At 60.4% G+C, this 15488-nt stretch carries 16 protein-coding genes; 8 read left to right on the top strand and 8 right to left on the bottom strand.

Annotated features, from left to right (window positions below):
• Positions 1-35: 35 nt before the first annotated feature.
• From IOD40_RS10735 to IOD40_RS10725, 3 genes are all read right to left on the bottom strand, one after another.
• Positions 36-1022: a bifunctional riboflavin kinase/FAD synthetase gene (locus IOD40_RS10735; protein WP_198476540.1), complete on the bottom strand. Its 987-nt coding sequence runs from the start codon at positions 1020-1022 to the stop codon at positions 36-38.
• Positions 1023-1025: 3 nt separating this feature from the next.
• Positions 1026-1877: a TIGR01459 family HAD-type hydrolase gene (locus IOD40_RS10730; protein ID WP_198476539.1), complete on the bottom strand. Its 852-nt coding sequence runs from the start codon at positions 1875-1877 to the stop codon at positions 1026-1028.
• A 94-nt stretch (positions 1878-1971) separates the two neighbouring features.
• Entirely contained in the window at positions 1972-2610 is a 639-nt protein-coding gene (locus IOD40_RS10725) for a DNA-3-methyladenine glycosylase I (protein ID WP_198476538.1), read from the bottom strand.
• A 154-nt stretch (positions 2611-2764) separates the two neighbouring features.
• Here IOD40_RS10725 and IOD40_RS10720 point away from each other — a divergent pair, with 154 nt between their 5' ends.
• Positions 2765-3559, top strand: a complete 795-nt coding sequence (locus IOD40_RS10720) for a L,D-transpeptidase (protein ID WP_198476537.1) — start codon at positions 2765-2767, stop codon at positions 3557-3559.
• Between the two features lie 134 nt (positions 3560-3693).
• Here IOD40_RS10720 and glcF read toward each other — a convergent pair whose 3' ends face one another.
• Genes glcF through IOD40_RS10705 form a run of 3 tightly spaced genes read right to left on the bottom strand, consistent with a single transcriptional unit; the run spans position 3694 to position 7705 of the window.
• Complete coding sequence (gene glcF, locus IOD40_RS10715) at positions 3694-5004, bottom strand: glycolate oxidase subunit GlcF (RefSeq protein ID WP_198476536.1); 1311 nt, start codon at positions 5002-5004, stop codon at positions 3694-3696.
• Positions 5004-6209 carry a glycolate oxidase subunit GlcE gene (gene glcE / locus IOD40_RS10710; protein WP_198476535.1) on the bottom strand — a complete coding sequence of 402 codons (1206 nt, stop codon included), beginning with the start codon at positions 6207-6209 and terminating at the stop codon, positions 5004-5006. Before glcE ends, glcF begins: the two co-directional genes overlap by 1 nt.
• Positions 6209-7705: an FAD-linked oxidase C-terminal domain-containing protein gene (locus IOD40_RS10705; RefSeq protein WP_198476534.1), complete on the bottom strand. Its 1497-nt coding sequence runs from the start codon at positions 7703-7705 to the stop codon at positions 6209-6211. Before IOD40_RS10705 ends, glcE begins: the two co-directional genes overlap by 1 nt.
• A gap of 169 nt (positions 7706-7874) precedes the next feature.
• Here IOD40_RS10705 and IOD40_RS10700 point away from each other — a divergent pair, with 169 nt between their 5' ends.
• From IOD40_RS10700 to IOD40_RS10685, 4 genes are read left to right on the top strand one after another with little or no spacing between them, the layout of a single operon-like run.
• On the top strand, positions 7875-8645 hold the full coding sequence (locus IOD40_RS10700; protein ID WP_198476533.1) for a FadR/GntR family transcriptional regulator: 771 nt from the start codon (positions 7875-7877) through the stop codon (positions 8643-8645).
• 33 nt (positions 8646-8678) lie between these two features.
• A complete protein-coding gene (locus IOD40_RS10695) occupies positions 8679-9431 on the top strand; it encodes a (Fe-S)-binding protein (protein ID WP_325099710.1) in 753 nt (250 codons plus the stop codon).
• The gene (locus IOD40_RS10690; RefSeq protein WP_198476531.1) at positions 9428-10579 is read left to right on the top strand and encodes an alpha-hydroxy acid oxidase; all 1152 of its coding nucleotides are present in this window, start codon (positions 9428-9430) and stop codon (positions 10577-10579) included. The genes IOD40_RS10695 and IOD40_RS10690 overlap by 4 nt, the downstream gene beginning before the upstream one ends.
• A gap of 60 nt (positions 10580-10639) precedes the next feature.
• Positions 10640-11341, top strand: coding sequence for a metallophosphoesterase (locus IOD40_RS10685; RefSeq protein WP_198476591.1), 702 nt, complete (start codon positions 10640-10642; stop codon positions 11339-11341).
• 9 nt (positions 11342-11350) lie between these two features.
• Here IOD40_RS10685 and IOD40_RS10680 read toward each other — a convergent pair whose 3' ends face one another.
• Positions 11351-11488, bottom strand: coding sequence for a hypothetical protein (locus tag IOD40_RS10680; protein WP_198476530.1), 138 nt, complete (start codon positions 11486-11488; stop codon positions 11351-11353).
• 246 nt (positions 11489-11734) lie between these two features.
• Between IOD40_RS10680 and hisS the strand changes: the two genes are divergently transcribed.
• Genes hisS through hisG form a run of 3 tightly spaced genes read left to right on the top strand, consistent with a single transcriptional unit; the run spans position 11735 to position 14996 of the window.
• Positions 11735-13192: a histidine--tRNA ligase gene (gene hisS / locus IOD40_RS10675; RefSeq protein ID WP_198476529.1), complete on the top strand. Its 1458-nt coding sequence runs from the start codon at positions 11735-11737 to the stop codon at positions 13190-13192.
• A complete protein-coding gene (locus IOD40_RS10670; protein WP_198476528.1) occupies positions 13189-14307 on the top strand; it encodes an ATP phosphoribosyltransferase regulatory subunit in 1119 nt (372 codons plus the stop codon). The genes hisS and IOD40_RS10670 overlap by 4 nt, the downstream gene beginning before the upstream one ends.
• Complete coding sequence (hisG, locus tag IOD40_RS10665; RefSeq protein WP_198476527.1) at positions 14304-14996, top strand: ATP phosphoribosyltransferase; 693 nt, start codon at positions 14304-14306, stop codon at positions 14994-14996. The genes IOD40_RS10670 and hisG overlap by 4 nt, the downstream gene beginning before the upstream one ends.
• Positions 14997-15113: 117 nt before the next feature.
• On the opposite strand, the gene IOD40_RS10660 is transcribed toward hisG, so the two are convergent.
• Entirely contained in the window at positions 15114-15479 is a 366-nt protein-coding gene (locus IOD40_RS10660; protein WP_198476526.1) for a DoxX family protein, read from the bottom strand.
• Between the last annotated feature and the right edge of the window lie 9 nt (positions 15480-15488).

The following is a 15488-nucleotide window of genomic DNA, read 5'->3' as shown; positions in this document are numbered from 1 at the left end:
TGTTTTAGGTAAAGTTTGAATGAATCAAACTACCGTCAGAATGCGATTTTGAAGTCAAGCTCGGAAAGCGGGCGAACGCCAGAAAGAAGAGCACGCGCCTCTTCCTCGTCTTTTTTCATCTGAACGATGAGGGGGTCGAGACCGTCAAACTTCACCTCCCCCCGCAGGTACCCGAAAAAGGAAACCGAGCAGCACTCGCCATAGAGACCGTCGGAGAAATCAAAGACGAAGGTTTCAAGCAGAGGCGCGCCGTCGCTATCCACTGTCGGTCGCCGGCCGAAGCTGGCAACACCATCATGCAGAGACCCGTCTTGTCGGCGCAGCCGCACCGCGTAGATGCCGTGAAGAAGACCGGTGCTCGCAGGCAGGGACATGTTGGCGGTTGGAAATCCGAGCTGACGTCCGAGCTTCTTGCCATGGGTGATTTCGGCCATGACCGTATAGCGATACCCAAGCAGACCAGCAGATTGCGCGACATCCCCCTCGCTCAGCAATCCGCGGATCCGGCTTGAGGAGATGACCCCCGCCCCTTCATCGCAGAAAGCATCAACCAGTGTGACGCCAAAATGCCTGGCGCGCCCCTGCTCGACCAGAAACTCAGGCGAGCCCTGGCGCCCGCTGCCAAAGTGGAAATCATAACCTGTGACGACGTGGCTGATGCCAAGTTCGCTCAACAGAACCCGTTCAACGAACTCGGATGAACTGCACGTCGAAAAATCCTGATCGAAGCGCTGCTCAATGACGGCGTCAAACCCCAGCGCGTCGAGCAAACGCGCCCTAACCGCAGCAGTCGTCAGCCGAAACAACGGCAAATCAGGACGAAACGTCTCCCGCGGGTGCGGCTCGAACGTCAGGACCAGCGCCGGAACATTCTTCCTGCGCGCCTCTTCCAAGGCGCGCTCAAGGACCGCCTGGTGTCCGCGATGGACACCGTCGAAGTTGCCAATTGCCACCACGCCACCGCGAAGCTCCGCGGGAAGCGCAGTCGTGGAAGGGATGCGCTTGATGCGTGAGGCTGTCATTGATTACCTCAACCGCGGAATGACAGCCACTGGTGCGAAGCCGTGTTTGTCCAGGAAGCTGGCAAGACGCTCCGGATCGGGCGACAGCGCGTCGCCATAGTCGGCCGCGTGAATGCCACCTGAAACATACAGCACGTCGATGCCGTTGTTCACGCCACCCTTAACGTCCGTGAGAACGCCGTCGCCGATCGCGAGAAAGTCACCCAGCTCGAGCTTCCGGCCAAGCAGGTCATTGGCGGCTGCCATAGCTGCCTCGTAAATCGGGCGATGCGGCTTGCCCGCAATTTCAGTGCGGCCGCCAAGCTGGCCGTAGTCACGCGCCAGCGCTCCCGCACACCACAGAAGACGGTCGCCGCGCTCAACCACGATGTCCGGGTTCGCGCAGATAAATGGCAAGTTGCGCATACGCAGGCGCTGCAGCATCTCGGCGTAATCTTCCGGCGTCTCGGTGTCGTCGTCCACCAGACCGGTGCATACGACTGCGTTGGCCTCGAACTCCTCAACGAGCTCAACATCAAGACCATCGTAGAGCGTCAAGTCGCGGTCCGGGCCAATGTGGAAGATCTTGTTCGGAGCGGAGCGGATCAGTTCGCGCGTCACGTCGCCCGAGGTGACGATCCGGTCCCAGGCATCATCCGGAACACCGAGAGACGCGATCTGCTCGCGCACATCCGGGCTCGGACGAGGCGCGTTGGTGATGAGCACGACCGGCAGACCCGCATCGCGGGCGCGCTGAAGCGCTGCTACCGCAGTCGGAAATGCCGCTACACCGTTATGGATGACACCCCAGACGTCACACAAAATGGCCGAATAGTTCTTGGCGACCTCGTCCAAGCTCTCGATCAAATTCGCCATGAACCTGCTTACACTCCATTCCGCACCGGCCTCGTCGCCGGCGTCACGGAATTAGCCCAACCGGCCGCAGGTGTCACCCGCTTTCATTTCGAGCCTATCGAGGACGTTCAAATGCAAGTCGTGCCGCGTCAATGCGCGATCGGCACACACAGCCGTCAACGTGATCGTTGACGAGCCCCATCGCCTGCATGAATGCATAAACCGTTGTCGGGCCGACAAATGACCAGCCGCGCTTCTTCAGGTCCTTCGATATCCGGGCTGACGTTGGCGTGCTCGCCATCGCACGCAGCGAAGCCCAGTCCATGATCTTTGGTCGCTCATCTTCGCCTGGCTCATGCGACCAGAAATATCTCGCGAGCGAGCCCTGTTCTTCGACAAGCTCAACTGCTCGGCGGGCATTGTTGTAGACTGACGCGATCTTGCCGCGATGACGAACAATGCCTGCGTCCTGCAGATGGATTTCGAGGGCCTTCTCCCCATCCTCAAGGGCCAGCTTGCGGAAGTCGAACCCCTGGAACGCGGCGCGGAAATTCTCGCGCTTGCGCAGGATCGTCAGCCACGAGAGGCCGGATTGAAAGCCTTCCAGACAGATCTTTTCGAAGAGGCGGATATCGTTGTCGACGGGGTGACCCCACTCCTCATCGTGGTAGCGCAGATATTCAGGCAGATTGCCATGCCAGGCGCAGCGCACCTGCCCATCTTCCCCGACAACAAGCCCCTCCGAAATGCTCATGCAGGCAACCCCTTTTTAACCAGATCCCGCAACCAGACGGTAACCATAGGGAAAGGTTTACGCCATCGACCGCGCTTGCGGGAAGGTTGTTCACACTTTTTGCGCTGCCTCTCATGACAATTTGCGTGACGACGAAGGGTCGAGGGTACGTCGCATGAGATTGATTACATCTACAATATTGGCAGCCGTGCTCATCGGACTTGCGATGCAGCCGGCCTCAGCAAGCGACCGCTATCGGGAAGCCCCGCCGCTTCTCGTCAGCCCGGATCTGTCCGCGCCGTGGGTCATGCAGCTGCAGCGTGCGCCTCAGGGGCGACAGGTCCGGCAGGCGCAGCCGCGCGCATCAGCTCCCATGCGTGTGCGCGTGTCGCCCGATCCCGTCCTGCGCCAACGTGCAACGCCAGCGCCGAGCATTACCTACCGCGAGCGCAAGCGTGACAGCGTGCAGACGGCTGCTGTGCCGAGCGCTCCGCGCGCCATTGCTCCGCGGTTCGACCCGAAATATCTGCCGCAGGTCGTTGACTACACCGGGCCGCACAAGCCGGGCACCATCGTCATCGATACACGCGAGCATTTCCTTTATCTGGTTGAGGAAGATGGAAAGGCCCGGCGCTACGGCGTTGGTACGGGCAAGCCCGGCTTTGAGTGGGCAGGCACCCATAAAGTGACACGCAAGGCCGAATGGCCCGATTGGCGACCGCCAGCAGAAATGATCACGAGAGAGAAGAAGAAAGGCCGCATTCTCCCCGTCCACATGAAGGGCGGGCCCGAGAATCCGATGGGCGCGCGCGCCCTCTATCTCGGCTCGACACTTTATCGCATCCATGGCACCAATCAGCCTCACACAATCGGTGGCGCGGTCTCGTCCGGATGCATCCGGATGCGCAATGAAGACGTCATTGATCTTTACGACCGGGTCCCGGTTGGGGCAAAAGTCATCGTCATCTGATCCCGGAGAGGGGATGATCCGGTCTGGCCAGGGGACAGGTCGGACCGGATCGCAGCTTCAGCTGCAACGAAAAGGGACGGCGGTATCAACCAGCCGTCCCCTCTCGTTTCTAGCACTGGCCGATGCGTCGTTGCCTAATGCAGCGAGGGAACGCCTTCGGGCTGTTCACCGCCATATGCCCAGTTCAGCAGCTTCACAGTATGAACGACGGGCATGCTCGCTGCCGACGCGATCTGCGTGATGCAACCAATATTACCAGTAGCGACCAGTGCCGCGCCCGTTGCCTCGATGTTGCGAACCTTTCGCGCCTTGAGCTGCTGCGAAATCTCCGGTTGCATGATGTTGTAGGTGCCAGCCGAACCGCAGCAAAGGTGACCTTCCGCCGGCTCCTTCACCACAAAACCCGCCTTTTGCAGCAGTTCCTTCGGCTGCCTGATGATCTTCTGACCGTGCTGCATCGAGCAGGCGGAATGGTATGCAACCGTCAGGCCCGGGCGGTTGACCGGCTCCGGCAATTCGATCGAGGCCAGATATTCGGTGATGTCCTTGGCGAGGGCAGAGACCCGCGCGGCCTTTTCAGCATATTGCGGATCAAGGCGCAGCATAAAGCCGTAATCTTTGATCGTCGTGCCACAACCGGACGCCGTGATGATGATCGCGTCGAGGCCGCCTGCCTCAATCTCTCGCGTCCAGACATCGATGTTTCGACGTGCCGAGGCAAGTGATTCTTCCTCACGCCCCATATGATGAACCAGAGCGCCACAACAGCCTTCCCCCTGTGGCACAACCACCTCAACGCCGACACGGTTCAAGAGCGAGACCGTTGCCTCGTTGATGCCAGGCTCCAGCACCGACTGCGCGCAACCCGTCAGGATCGCCACACGCCCGCGCTTTGCCCCGGCGGCCGGGTGGGTTGCGGGGGCAGAGATGGCGGAAGTCGCTGGAACAGTTGTCGGAGCAAGACGCAGCATCGCCCCAAGCGGTCGCAATGGCTTGATGCCGTCGAAGATTTTCGCAAAGGGACGGCCGAGCGCAGCCATCTTCAGCGCCGTGCGAAAGCGGTTCGGATAGGGCAAAATCGACGCAAGCATGCTGCGGATTACCCGGTCCATCAGCGGACGCTTGTAGGTCTTCTCGATGTGGACGCGGGCATGATCCACCAGGTGCATGTAATTCACGCCGGACGGGCAGGTCGTCATGCAGGACAGGCAGGACAGGCAGCGATCAATGTGCGTGACCGTGTCCTTGTCGGCTGGCCTGTCATTCTCCAGCATGTCCTTGATGAGGTAGATTCGGCCTCGTGGGCTGTCGAGTTCGTTGCCGAGCGTCACAAATGTTGGGCAGGTCGCGGTGCAAAAGCCGCAATGCACGCATTTGCGCAGGATCGATTCCGCTTCCGCGACATGGGGGTCGGCCAGTTGAGCCAGCGAAAAATTGGTCTGCATCAGAAACCCATCCTGCCCGGATTGAGGATGCCCTTGGGGTCGAATTGATCCTTGAGACGCACAGACAGGGCCGTAAGCGCCGGAGATTGCGGCTGGAATATCTGCGCCGAAGCGCGGACAGACGGGTGCGCGCGCACCAGCGTTGCGTGGCCGCCACCATACTGCGCGACGAGCCGACGCACAGCCTCAACCTCCGGATCGCCTTCCATTCGCAGCCATATCAGTCCGCCTTGCCAGTCGTAGAACGCATCGACCGCCGCTTCCATACGAAGCGCCATGACCATGCGGTGCCCCTTGGAAGGGGGCATCGACACGCGCCAGATCGGGCGCTGTGAACCATCCGCATATGGCCGGCAATCACGGATTTCGCGCCAAAGCGCGCGAGATTGATCGCCGTCGACCCGCTCCTGCACCGCCTTGCCATCCAGAAGGGCCGCGAGACGTTCGAAACGGTAATCTGCCGATGGACCGAAACCTTCAAGACGCAGCAAAGTGGAGCCCCTGCCCCGCAATGCGCCGTCGAGCACCCTTCCCGTCACGCTCTCGGGCAGATGCGCGGCACTGGCGACCTCGCCGCTCGATCCCATCGCGATCGACATGGCCTCAGCGGCCTGTTCTTCGGTTAGCCCGCGCAGCACGAGGGTCGTCTCGGTTTCAGGGCGAGGCATCACCTTGAACGTCACATCTGTCAGGACCGCGAGCGTGCCCCACGAACCGGCCATTGCCTTGGAAAGGTCGTAGCCGGTAACATTCTTCACCACGCGTCCGCCCGATTTGAATGCCTCGCCGCGACCGGAAACCGCGTGAATGCCGAGAATGTGGTCCCGAGCGGCGCCGACTTTCAGCCGTCGCGGCCCTGCAAGGTTCGAGGCCAGGACTCCGCCAATCGTGCCCCGTCCTTCAGGCCCTCCCAGAAGTGGCCCGTAGTCGATCGGCTCGAATTGCAGCTCCTGATTATGCGACACCAGCAGCGCCTCGATTTCCTGAACCGGAGTGCCGGCGCGCGCGGACAGCACCAGTTCCTCGGGCTCATAGAGCGTCACCCCGGTCAGCTTGGACAGGTTGATCTCATGTTCGGTGGGCGCCAGATGGCCGATAGCCCGCTTGGAGCCGTGGCCAACGATCTCGACCGGCGTTTCCTCGGCAGCAGCCCAGCGAACGGCCTCAAGCGCCTCTTCAGGCGTAGTGGGGGTAAAACTTGTCATCAGAATCTCGGAATATCCGGAAATGCGACCTGTCCGCGATGGACATGCATGCGACCTAGCTCGGCGCAACGGTGCAGCTGCGGGAACACCTTGCCAGGGTTGAGCAAATGATTTGGATCGAACGCACATTTGACCCGGATCTGTTGGTTGAGATCCTCCTCGGAGAACATTTCCGGCATCAGATCCCGCTTTTCAACGCCGACGCCATGTTCACCGGTCAACACCCCACCCACCTTGACGCACAGCCGCAAGATATCGGCCCCAAACGCTTCGGCGCGTGCAAGCTCGTCATCCTTGTTTGCGTCATAAAGGATCAGCGGGTGCAAATTGCCGTCCCCTGCGTGGAAGACGTTGGCAACACGCAGGCGATGCTTTTCAGACAACTCCCGCATGCCCGCCAGAACCTTTGGCAATTCCTTGCGGGGGATCGTGCCATCCATGCACAGATAGTCGGGTGAGATACGGCCTACCGCCGGAAATGCAGCCTTTCGGCCCGCCCAGAAGGTCATACGCTCTGCCTCGGAGGTCGAGACAAGACAAGTGGTCGAATTGTTCGCCTTCGCGATGCTTTCGACCTGCTGGATCAGGTGATCCACCTCTGCGGCGGGACCATCGAGTTCGACAATCAGCAGCGCTTCGACGTCGAGCGGATAGCCGGCATGGACGAAGTCCTCTGCCGCCTGGATCGCCAGCTTGTCCATCATCTCCATTCCGCCCGGGATGATCCCTGCCCCGATGATGTCTGCGACACACTGGCCCGCTTCTTCGCTGGACGGGAAGCCGAGTAGCACTGCGCGTGCTGTTTCGGGCTTTTTGAGGATGCGAACCGTCACCTCCGTGACGACCCCCAGCAGACCTTCCGACCCCGTCATGAGGCCAAGAAGGTCATATCCTTCCGCATCCAGATGCTTTCCGCCGATCCGGACGATTTCGCCGTCCATCATCACCATCTCGATGCCGAGAACATTGCTGGCGGTCAGACCGTATTTGAGCGAATGCACCCCGCCGGAGTTCTCCGCGACATTTCCACCGATGGAGCACGCGATCTGCGACGAAGGGTCCGGCGCGTAATAGAAATCTTCGTGCTGCACCGCATTGGTAATGCCGAGATTGGTAACCCCAGGCTGCGCGATGACCGTGCGGTTCGCATAATCGATGTCGAGGATGCGATTGAACCGGGTCATGACCAGAAGAACCGCATCTCCGAGAGGCAATGCGCCACCGGACAATGACGTACCGGCTCCGCGTGGCACGACGCGAATGTTGCGGTCCGAACAATATTTCAGGATACGCGAGACCTGCGCCACGGTCTCGGGCAGCACGACCACCATGGGCATCTGCCGATAGGCCGTCAGGGCGTCCGTCTCGAACGGTCGCATACCGTTTTCGGAATGGACGACTCCTTCGCCAGGCACAATGATTTTCATGTCCGCGATGATCTCATCACGGCGCGCGAGTATTTCCGCATTGAGCGCGGGCATGACAAGACCCGACATAGCAGCCTCCCTAACTGGTAAAATTTCTTTACCAGCCGTAGCCCGGATCAGCAATCTTTCGCATTCAATTTTCTCAATTTGGCTACTTTCAGCACTCAAGCGGATAATAAAATTGACCAGAGTGACTCTCTGAGGTTACTCTTAAGCGAAAGGCTGACCGCTCAGAATCGTGAACGAGATTTTCTCCCGCATAGACCCGTCCCGCACTGCCGATGACGTCATCGACCAGGTGGAGATGCTGATCCTTGAGGGTGTGGTGCGCCCGGGCGACCGGCTGCCGGGAGAGCGAGAGCTTGCACGCCAGTTTGATATCTCACGACCTATCGTTCGCGATGCGCTGAAAGAGCTTGAAAGTCGGGGGTTGGTCATCACGCGCCCGGGTGGCGGCACGCATGTTGCCGACGTGATTGGCGAGGTGTTCACGCCGCCAGTCATGGACCTCATCAGCCAGAACCGGAAAGCAGCGGCAGATTACCTGGAATATCGCCGTGAAATCGAGGGCGTAGCTGCGGAGTTTGCCGCGCGGCGGGCGACCGAGGACGACCTTGCACTGCTCGCGGGCATCATGCAGCGGATGGAAGACGCGAATGCCAGTGGCAATTTCGATGACGAAGTTGCCATGGATGTCGAGTTCCACAACGCTGTCGGCGAATGCGCCCACAACATCGTGCTGCTTCACACCTTGCGCTCCTGCTACCGACTGCTGGCAGACGGTGTCTTTCTGAGCCGGACACTGATTTACAAGACGCCAGCGACGCAGGAAGTGCTGCTTGCCCAGCACCGGGCGATCTATGATGCGATTGCCGCCGGCAATCCGCAGGCAGCGCGCGAAGCGGCACGAGCCCATATCGACTATGTCGAGAAGGCGATGAATGAAGCCGAGCGAAATGGTGAATGGCAACGCGTTTCACGTCTTCGCCTGCGTCAACGCAGCGGCTGACCCATGCAACAATACAGCCCGTTTCGGCCTCGCGTGGGCCTCTTTACAACTTGTCTGATCGAGACGTTTCGCCCAGCCATTGGCTATGCAGCGATCATGCTGCTGGAGGATGCCGGTTGTCGCGTCGAAATTCCCGAGGGCCAACAATGCTGCGGACAGCCTTCGCTGGATGACAGCGACGATCCCGACCATCTGGACCAGGCATCGCGGATAATCGAGGCATTTGAGAGCTTCGACTTCGTTGTCGCTCCTTCCGCCTCTTGCGCCGCCTCGCTCAAGGATTACGCGGCGCTGTTTGCTTCAAATCCCGCATGGGAGGCTCGCGCCCGGGCTTTCTCCCAGAAAGTCCATGAACTCACCAGCTTCCTGGTCGATATCATGAATGTCGGGCCGATTGCCGTGCGTCTTGATGCAAATGTCACTTTCTTCGACAGCTGCGCAGGTGGTGCTGAGCCTCGTTTTCAGCCGCAGCCGCGCGTACTTCTATCTGCGATCGCTGGCCTTTCCCTCAAAGAGATGGCGCAGACAGCTGGCTGCTGCGGCTTCGGCTCGAATCGGTGCGCGAAAACTTCGCCCGCTATGACCGAGGATATTCGAGCCGCCGGCTCCAGCATTCTTGTATCCGGCGACCTCTCATGCCTGATGGGGCTCGCCCGCAAGCTCAAGCGCGACGGTTCCGCGATTGAGGTTCGCCATATCGCCGAGCTTCTCGCCGGCATGCACGACACCCCGCCGATTGGCGGCACAACCAGATCCACTCATCGACCCCTGGAGAGGCAACCATGAACACGGCTCTCACCATCGCCGACCTGAAAGAACGCGCCCGCCGCCGCGTGCCGAAGATGTTCTTCGATTATGCCGATTCGGGCGCGTGGACCGAAGGCACCTATCGGGCCAACGAGGAAGACTTTCAGAAGATCAAGCTGCGCCAGCGGGTGCTGGTCGACATGACCAACCGCTCGCTGGCCTCGACCATGGTTGGCCAGAACGTATCGATGCCGGTTGCGCTGGCGCCCACGGGCCTCACTGGCATGCAGCACGCCGATGGCGAAATGCTGGCCGCGCAGGCCGCCGAAGAGTTCGGCGTGCCTTTTACTCTTTCAACAATGAGCATCTGCTCGATCGAGGACGTCGCGTCGGTCACGAAGAAGCCGTTCTGGTTTCAGCTTTACGTTATGAAGGATCGCGACTTTGTCGCCAGCCTCATCGACCGCGCCAAGGCAGCGAATTGTTCGGCACTGGTGCTGACCGCTGACCTCCAGATCCTCGGCCAGCGCCACAAGGATCTGCGCAACGGCCTGTCGACCCCGCCGAAGTTCACGCCAAAGCACATCTGGCAGATGGCAACGCGCCCATCCTGGTGCATGGGCATGCTCGGCACACAGCGTCGGACCTTCCGCAACATCGCCGGGCACGCCAAGAACGTGACCGATTTGTCCTCCCTGTCCTCATGGACCGCCGAGCAGTTTGACCCGCAATTGTCGTGGAAGGACGTCGAGTGGATCAAGGAGCGCTGGGGCGGCAAGCTGATCATCAAGGGCATCCTCGACGTCGAAGATGCAAAGATGGCTGCCAAGACGGGCGCGGATGCAATCGTGGTCTCCAATCATGGTGGACGCCAGCTTGATGGTGCCCCGTCCTCCATCGCCGTCTTGCCGGAAATTGCGGATGCCGTGGGAGATTTGATCGAAGTCCATATCGACGGAGGAATCCGCTCGGGACAGGACGTGTTGAAAGCGCTCTGCCTTGGCGCGAAGGGCACCTATATCGGTCGCCCGTTCCTCTACGGTCTTGGCGCGGGCGGCAAGCAGGGGGTCACACGCGCGCTCGAGATCATCCGTCGCGAGCTCGACGTCACACTTGCCCTGTGCGGCAAGCGCGATGTTCAGGACGCCGGGCCAGACCTTCTCTACAAGCCGCGCGATCGCGGCTAGTGTAACGGGATGAGGATCAGGTCAGGCGTCAACTTTTCCGAATCGGCAGCTCCCGATGGCATGCGCCTTTATGCTATCGGCGACGTACATGGCCGCTTCGACTGCCTGACCACCCTGCACAAAATGATCGCGGACGAGATCGCCCGTGATCGTCCGGCTGACTGGCGCATCATTCACCTTGGAGATTATGTCGATCGCGGGCCGCAGTCGCGCGAGGTTCTCGACTTTCTCGCCCGCGCCCAGACAGCGGACGAGCGAAACATAACGCTGCTCGGCAACCACGACGAAGGGATGTTGAAGTTCCTGGCGGATCCGCTTGACGCCGATGTATTCATCGACTTTGGCGGTTTCGACACCGCCGCCTCCTACGGCGTGGAATTGCGCACGATGCCGCGACGCGAGCTCTTTGAAAGTCACCGCCAGCTGATCGAGGCAGTGCCAGAGCACCATTTTGCCTTGTTGCGCGATATGCCGCGCTCAGTTTCGTTCGGGGATTTCTTTTTCTGCCATGCGGGGATACGCCCCGGCACCGCGCTCGATGCGCAGTCCGCGCATGACCTTTGCTGGATCAGGCGCGAATTTCTTGATCATCAGCAGCTCTATGACAAGGTCATCGTGCATGGTCATACGCCATGCCGCGAGCCCGAAACCTGCCCGAACCGCATTAATGTCGACACAAAGGCATTCGCGACCGGTCGCCTGACTGCCTTGGTGATGGAAGATACAGAGAAGCGCTTTATCTCAACCGATCTCGGCACCTAGCAACGCAGATCAGCGCGCGTGCGCGACGCCGTAGCCATCGACAACGGGATGACCGTTGGCTGCGTCGGCAGAATAGATCGCTGCGCCCCACATCAGAATGCCGGACAACATAAACAGGGAAAGGAATACGGCTTTCACGGGGGTCATCTCGATTGATACTCGGCGAAATCTAGTGCGCCTTCGTTACGATCCGGTTAGGGACGGCGCGGTGGCTTGGGCATTAATCTTGCTTTGGGTCAAACGCCAGACCGCCGCCGATAGTTGCACATGGATAATTTCCAAAGTTGCGGAAATGCAACGACGTCCTCGCCTTGCCGCTGTTCTTCATATCGGTTAGGAAACCGGCGCCCCCTGCGGCACAAGATCTCCAACATAGCACGGATGGAAAAAGCGATGGCTGACAAGGCGGAAAAGATGAAGGCGCGGCTCCCGCGGGGCTTCGTCGATCGCCATTCGGCCGACATTCGTGCCGTCGATGCGATGACCCGCAAGATTCGCGAGGTCTACGAGCTCTACGGCTTCGAGCCTGTCGAGCAGCCGATGATCGAATATACCGACGCACTCGGAAAATTCCTGCCGGACCAGGATCGCCCGAATGAAGGCGTGTTCTCATTCCAGGACGATGACGAGCAGTGGCTGTCGCTGCGCTACGACCTGACCGCGCCGCTGGCGCGCTTCGTGGCTGAAAACTTTGAGGCGATCCCCAAGCCGTTCCGCTCGTACCGCTCAGGCTGGGTATTCCGTAATGAAAAGCCGGGACCGGGCCGCTTCCGCCAGTTCATGCAGTTCGACGCCGATATCGTCGGAACGCCGGGCGTCGCTGCCGACGCCGAAATGGCGATGATGATGGCCGACACGCTCGAAGCCGTTGGCATCAAGCGCGGCGACTACGTCATCCGCGTCAACAACCGCAAGGTTCTCGACGGTGTGCTCGAAGCCATCGGCCTTGGCGGTGCAGAAAATGCTGGCCGCCGCCTCACCGTGCTGCGGGCTATCGACAAGCTCGACAAGTTTGGTCCGGAAGGCGTTCGCCTCCTGCTCGGCAAGGGGCGTCTCGACGAAAGCGGCGACTTCACCAAAGGCGCTGGCCTTGAAGAGGCTGCGATCGAGACCGTGCTTCGCTACATTGAGACCGGCGAAGTCGAAGGCAATGAGGGCGTCGAGGAACTCGCGCAGATCCGCGCGCTTGTCGCTGCTGCCGGATACGACGATGGTCGCATCAAGATCGACCCGTCGGTCGTGCGTGGCCTCGAATATTACACCGGCCCGGTCTACGAAGCAGAACTGCTGTTTGAAGTCCCGAACGATCAGGGCGAAATCGTTCGCTTCGGTTCGGTAGCTGGCGGTGGGCGCTATGATGGCCTCGTTTCGCGCTTCCGTGGCGAGCCGGTTCCGGCAACGGGCTTCTCGATCGGCGTCTCGCGTCTGACTGCAGCGCTGAAAAACCTCGGCAAGCTCGAAAACACCAGCGTGACGGCTCCCGTCGTTGTGCTCGTCATGGACAGGGACACCGAGTCGCTCGGCCGATACCAGAAGATGGTGTCGGACCTGCGGAAGGCCGGCATCCGCGCCGAAATGTATCTCGGTGGTTCGGGCATGAAGGCACAGATGAAGTATGCCGACCGTCGCGGTGCGCCGTGCGTCATCATTCAGGGCGGTGACGAGCGCGCCAATGGCGAAGTCCAGATCAAGGACCTCATTGAAGGCGCAAAGGCTGCAGCCGAGATCACCGACAACACCGAATGGCGCGCCAGCCGCCCGGCCCAGTTCTCCGTCAAGGAAGAAGAACTCGTCTCGGCCGTACAGGGCGTTCTCGACGCGCAGAAGGCAGAGCAAAGCGAGGCGCAATGAACTCGCGTCTGCCTCCCTTTGCATCGGAAATCCTGGCTGTTTTCGCAGAGCGTGAAGCGCCCACCACGGAAGTTGCGGTGCTCCAGCCGGCCGATCCATTTCTCGACATGGCCGGCGAAGACCTGCGCCGCCGGATCTTTCTGACCGAAAGCGAAACCGGCCAGACGCTGTGCCTGCGCCCGGAATTCACGATCCCCGTCTGCCTCGACCACATCGCGTCGCAGGCAGGCACGCCGCGCCGCTATGCTTATCTCGGCAATGTCTTCCGCCAGCGCCGCGATGGCGAGGCGGAATTCTTGCAGGCCGGCATCGAGGATCTCGGGGAGAACGACATCGCGAAGGCCGATGCTCGATCGGTCGCCGATGCGCATGCGCTCCTGACACGGACGCTGCCAGGTGTTCCGCTTCAGGTGACGCTCGGTGATCAACGCATCTTCGAGGCCGTTCTCGCAGCCCTTGGACTTCCGCGCGGATGGCAAAAGCGCCTCGCCCGCGCGTTCGGCTCCGCGTCACAACTTGCCAGCGCCCTTGAGGATCTTGCGAACCCGTCTCACGCTGCGACGTCAGATCAGCGTGCCGCTGAGTTGATTGCCGCTGATGATCAGGCAGGGCTCGTCGACTATGTCGCCGCGCAGATGAACGAGGCAGGACTGCCGGCGACCGCCGGGCGCACCGCCCAGGAAATTGCCCAGCGCCTCACCGAGAAGCAACAGCTTCGCAGCGTTCGTCTTTCCGAAGACACACTGACCGCGCTGAAAACATTTCTTGCAATCGACGCGCCGCTCGAGGGCGCTTCCGAAGCGCTCGAAAGCTTTGCGAAGCAATCCGGCATTTCTCTTGGTTCCGCGATGGAGCTCTTTTGCGCACGCGCGAAGGCTATAGCCGAGCACGACCTGCCTGAAGGCGGCGTCATCTATGACGCAGCATTTGGCCGGCCACTCGATTATTACACGGGTCTAGTTTTCGAGATCTCGTCTGGTGACGGCCGTCCGCTGATCGGTGGCGGTCGATATGACCGCCTCTTGACGATGCTCGGAGCGGAGGAACCTATTCCGGGCGTTGGCTTCTCGCTTTGGCTCGACCGGATCGCAGCCCTCAGAGGAGACGCGGCATGACGATCACCATCGCCCTTCCCTCGAAGGGGCGCCTCAAGGAAGATTCGATCGCCGCACTCGAGCGTGCTGGCCTCAAGATCATCGCTCCGTCCGATGCGCGCAGCTATCGCGCGAGGGTCGAAAATCGCGACGAGATTGAGATTGCCTATATGTCGGCTTCCGAAATCGCTCGCGAGTTGGGCGAAGGAACGCTTGATCTTGGCGTCACCGGCGAAGATCTCGTGCAGGAAACGATCGCCGATTGGGAAAACCGCGTCGCGATTGGCGCGCGTCTCGGCTTTGGCCGTGCGGATGTCATCGTCGCAGTGCCGGAAGCCTGGCTGGATGTCGACACGATGGCCGACCTTGATGATGTTGCCGCGGAGTTCCGCCAGCGTCATGGCCGCCGCCTGCGTATTGCCACCAAATACTGGCGTCTGACGCAGAAATTCTTTTCCAGCCAGCACGGCATCCAAGTCTACCGCATAGTCGAAAGCCTTGGCGCGACCGAAGGTGCACCAGCGGCCGGATCTGCGGACGTCATCGTAGACATCACCTCGACCGGTTCCACCCTGCGGGCAAACAAGCTGAAGATTCTTGATGACGGCATCATCCTGCGCTCGGAAGCCTGCCTCGTGCAGTCGCTCAAGCCGCGCAGTTCGCAAGACGAGGCCGCAATCGCGTCTGTGTTTGCGGCACTGAACGCCTAGCAATCCCTTATGGATCGGGTTTAACCGCTCCTCTTAAATCCCCTGTCGCTCCAATAAGGCGACGGCACAAAAAAGCCCGGATCGCTTCCGGGCTTTTTCGGTTTGTCGTTGCTGTGCTTAGCGCTTGTCGACCGACAGCGCACCGGGGCCAGCCGCGATCAGGGCGAGGAAGCCGCCAACGAGCGCGATGTTCTTCCAGAAGCCGGTCATGTCGGCAGGGAAGTGACCGATAAAGGCGGTCGCGACACAGAATGCGATGAACGCCCAGGCGACAAGACGCGTTTGGAAGCCGATGACGAGCGCGATACCGCCGAGCACCTTGAGGATGATCACCAGCCAGGTGAGGACCATCGGCATCGGCAGACCGAGGCTACCAAGGTAACCAGCAAATCCTGCCGAACCCGTGATCATCGGAACGCCCGAGACGAGGAACATGAGTGCCAGCAAGATGCGGGCAACGAGGAGAAGAAAATCGTTGGACATAGGAAGCCT

Source organism: Aquamicrobium zhengzhouense, from assembly GCF_016124105.1.
In the GTDB taxonomy this organism is placed as follows: Bacteria; Pseudomonadota; Alphaproteobacteria; order Rhizobiales; family Rhizobiaceae; genus Aerobium; species Aerobium zhengzhouense.
The sequence above is the reverse complement of the archived record's forward strand: the minus strand, read 5'-3'. Positions and strand labels throughout refer to the sequence as shown.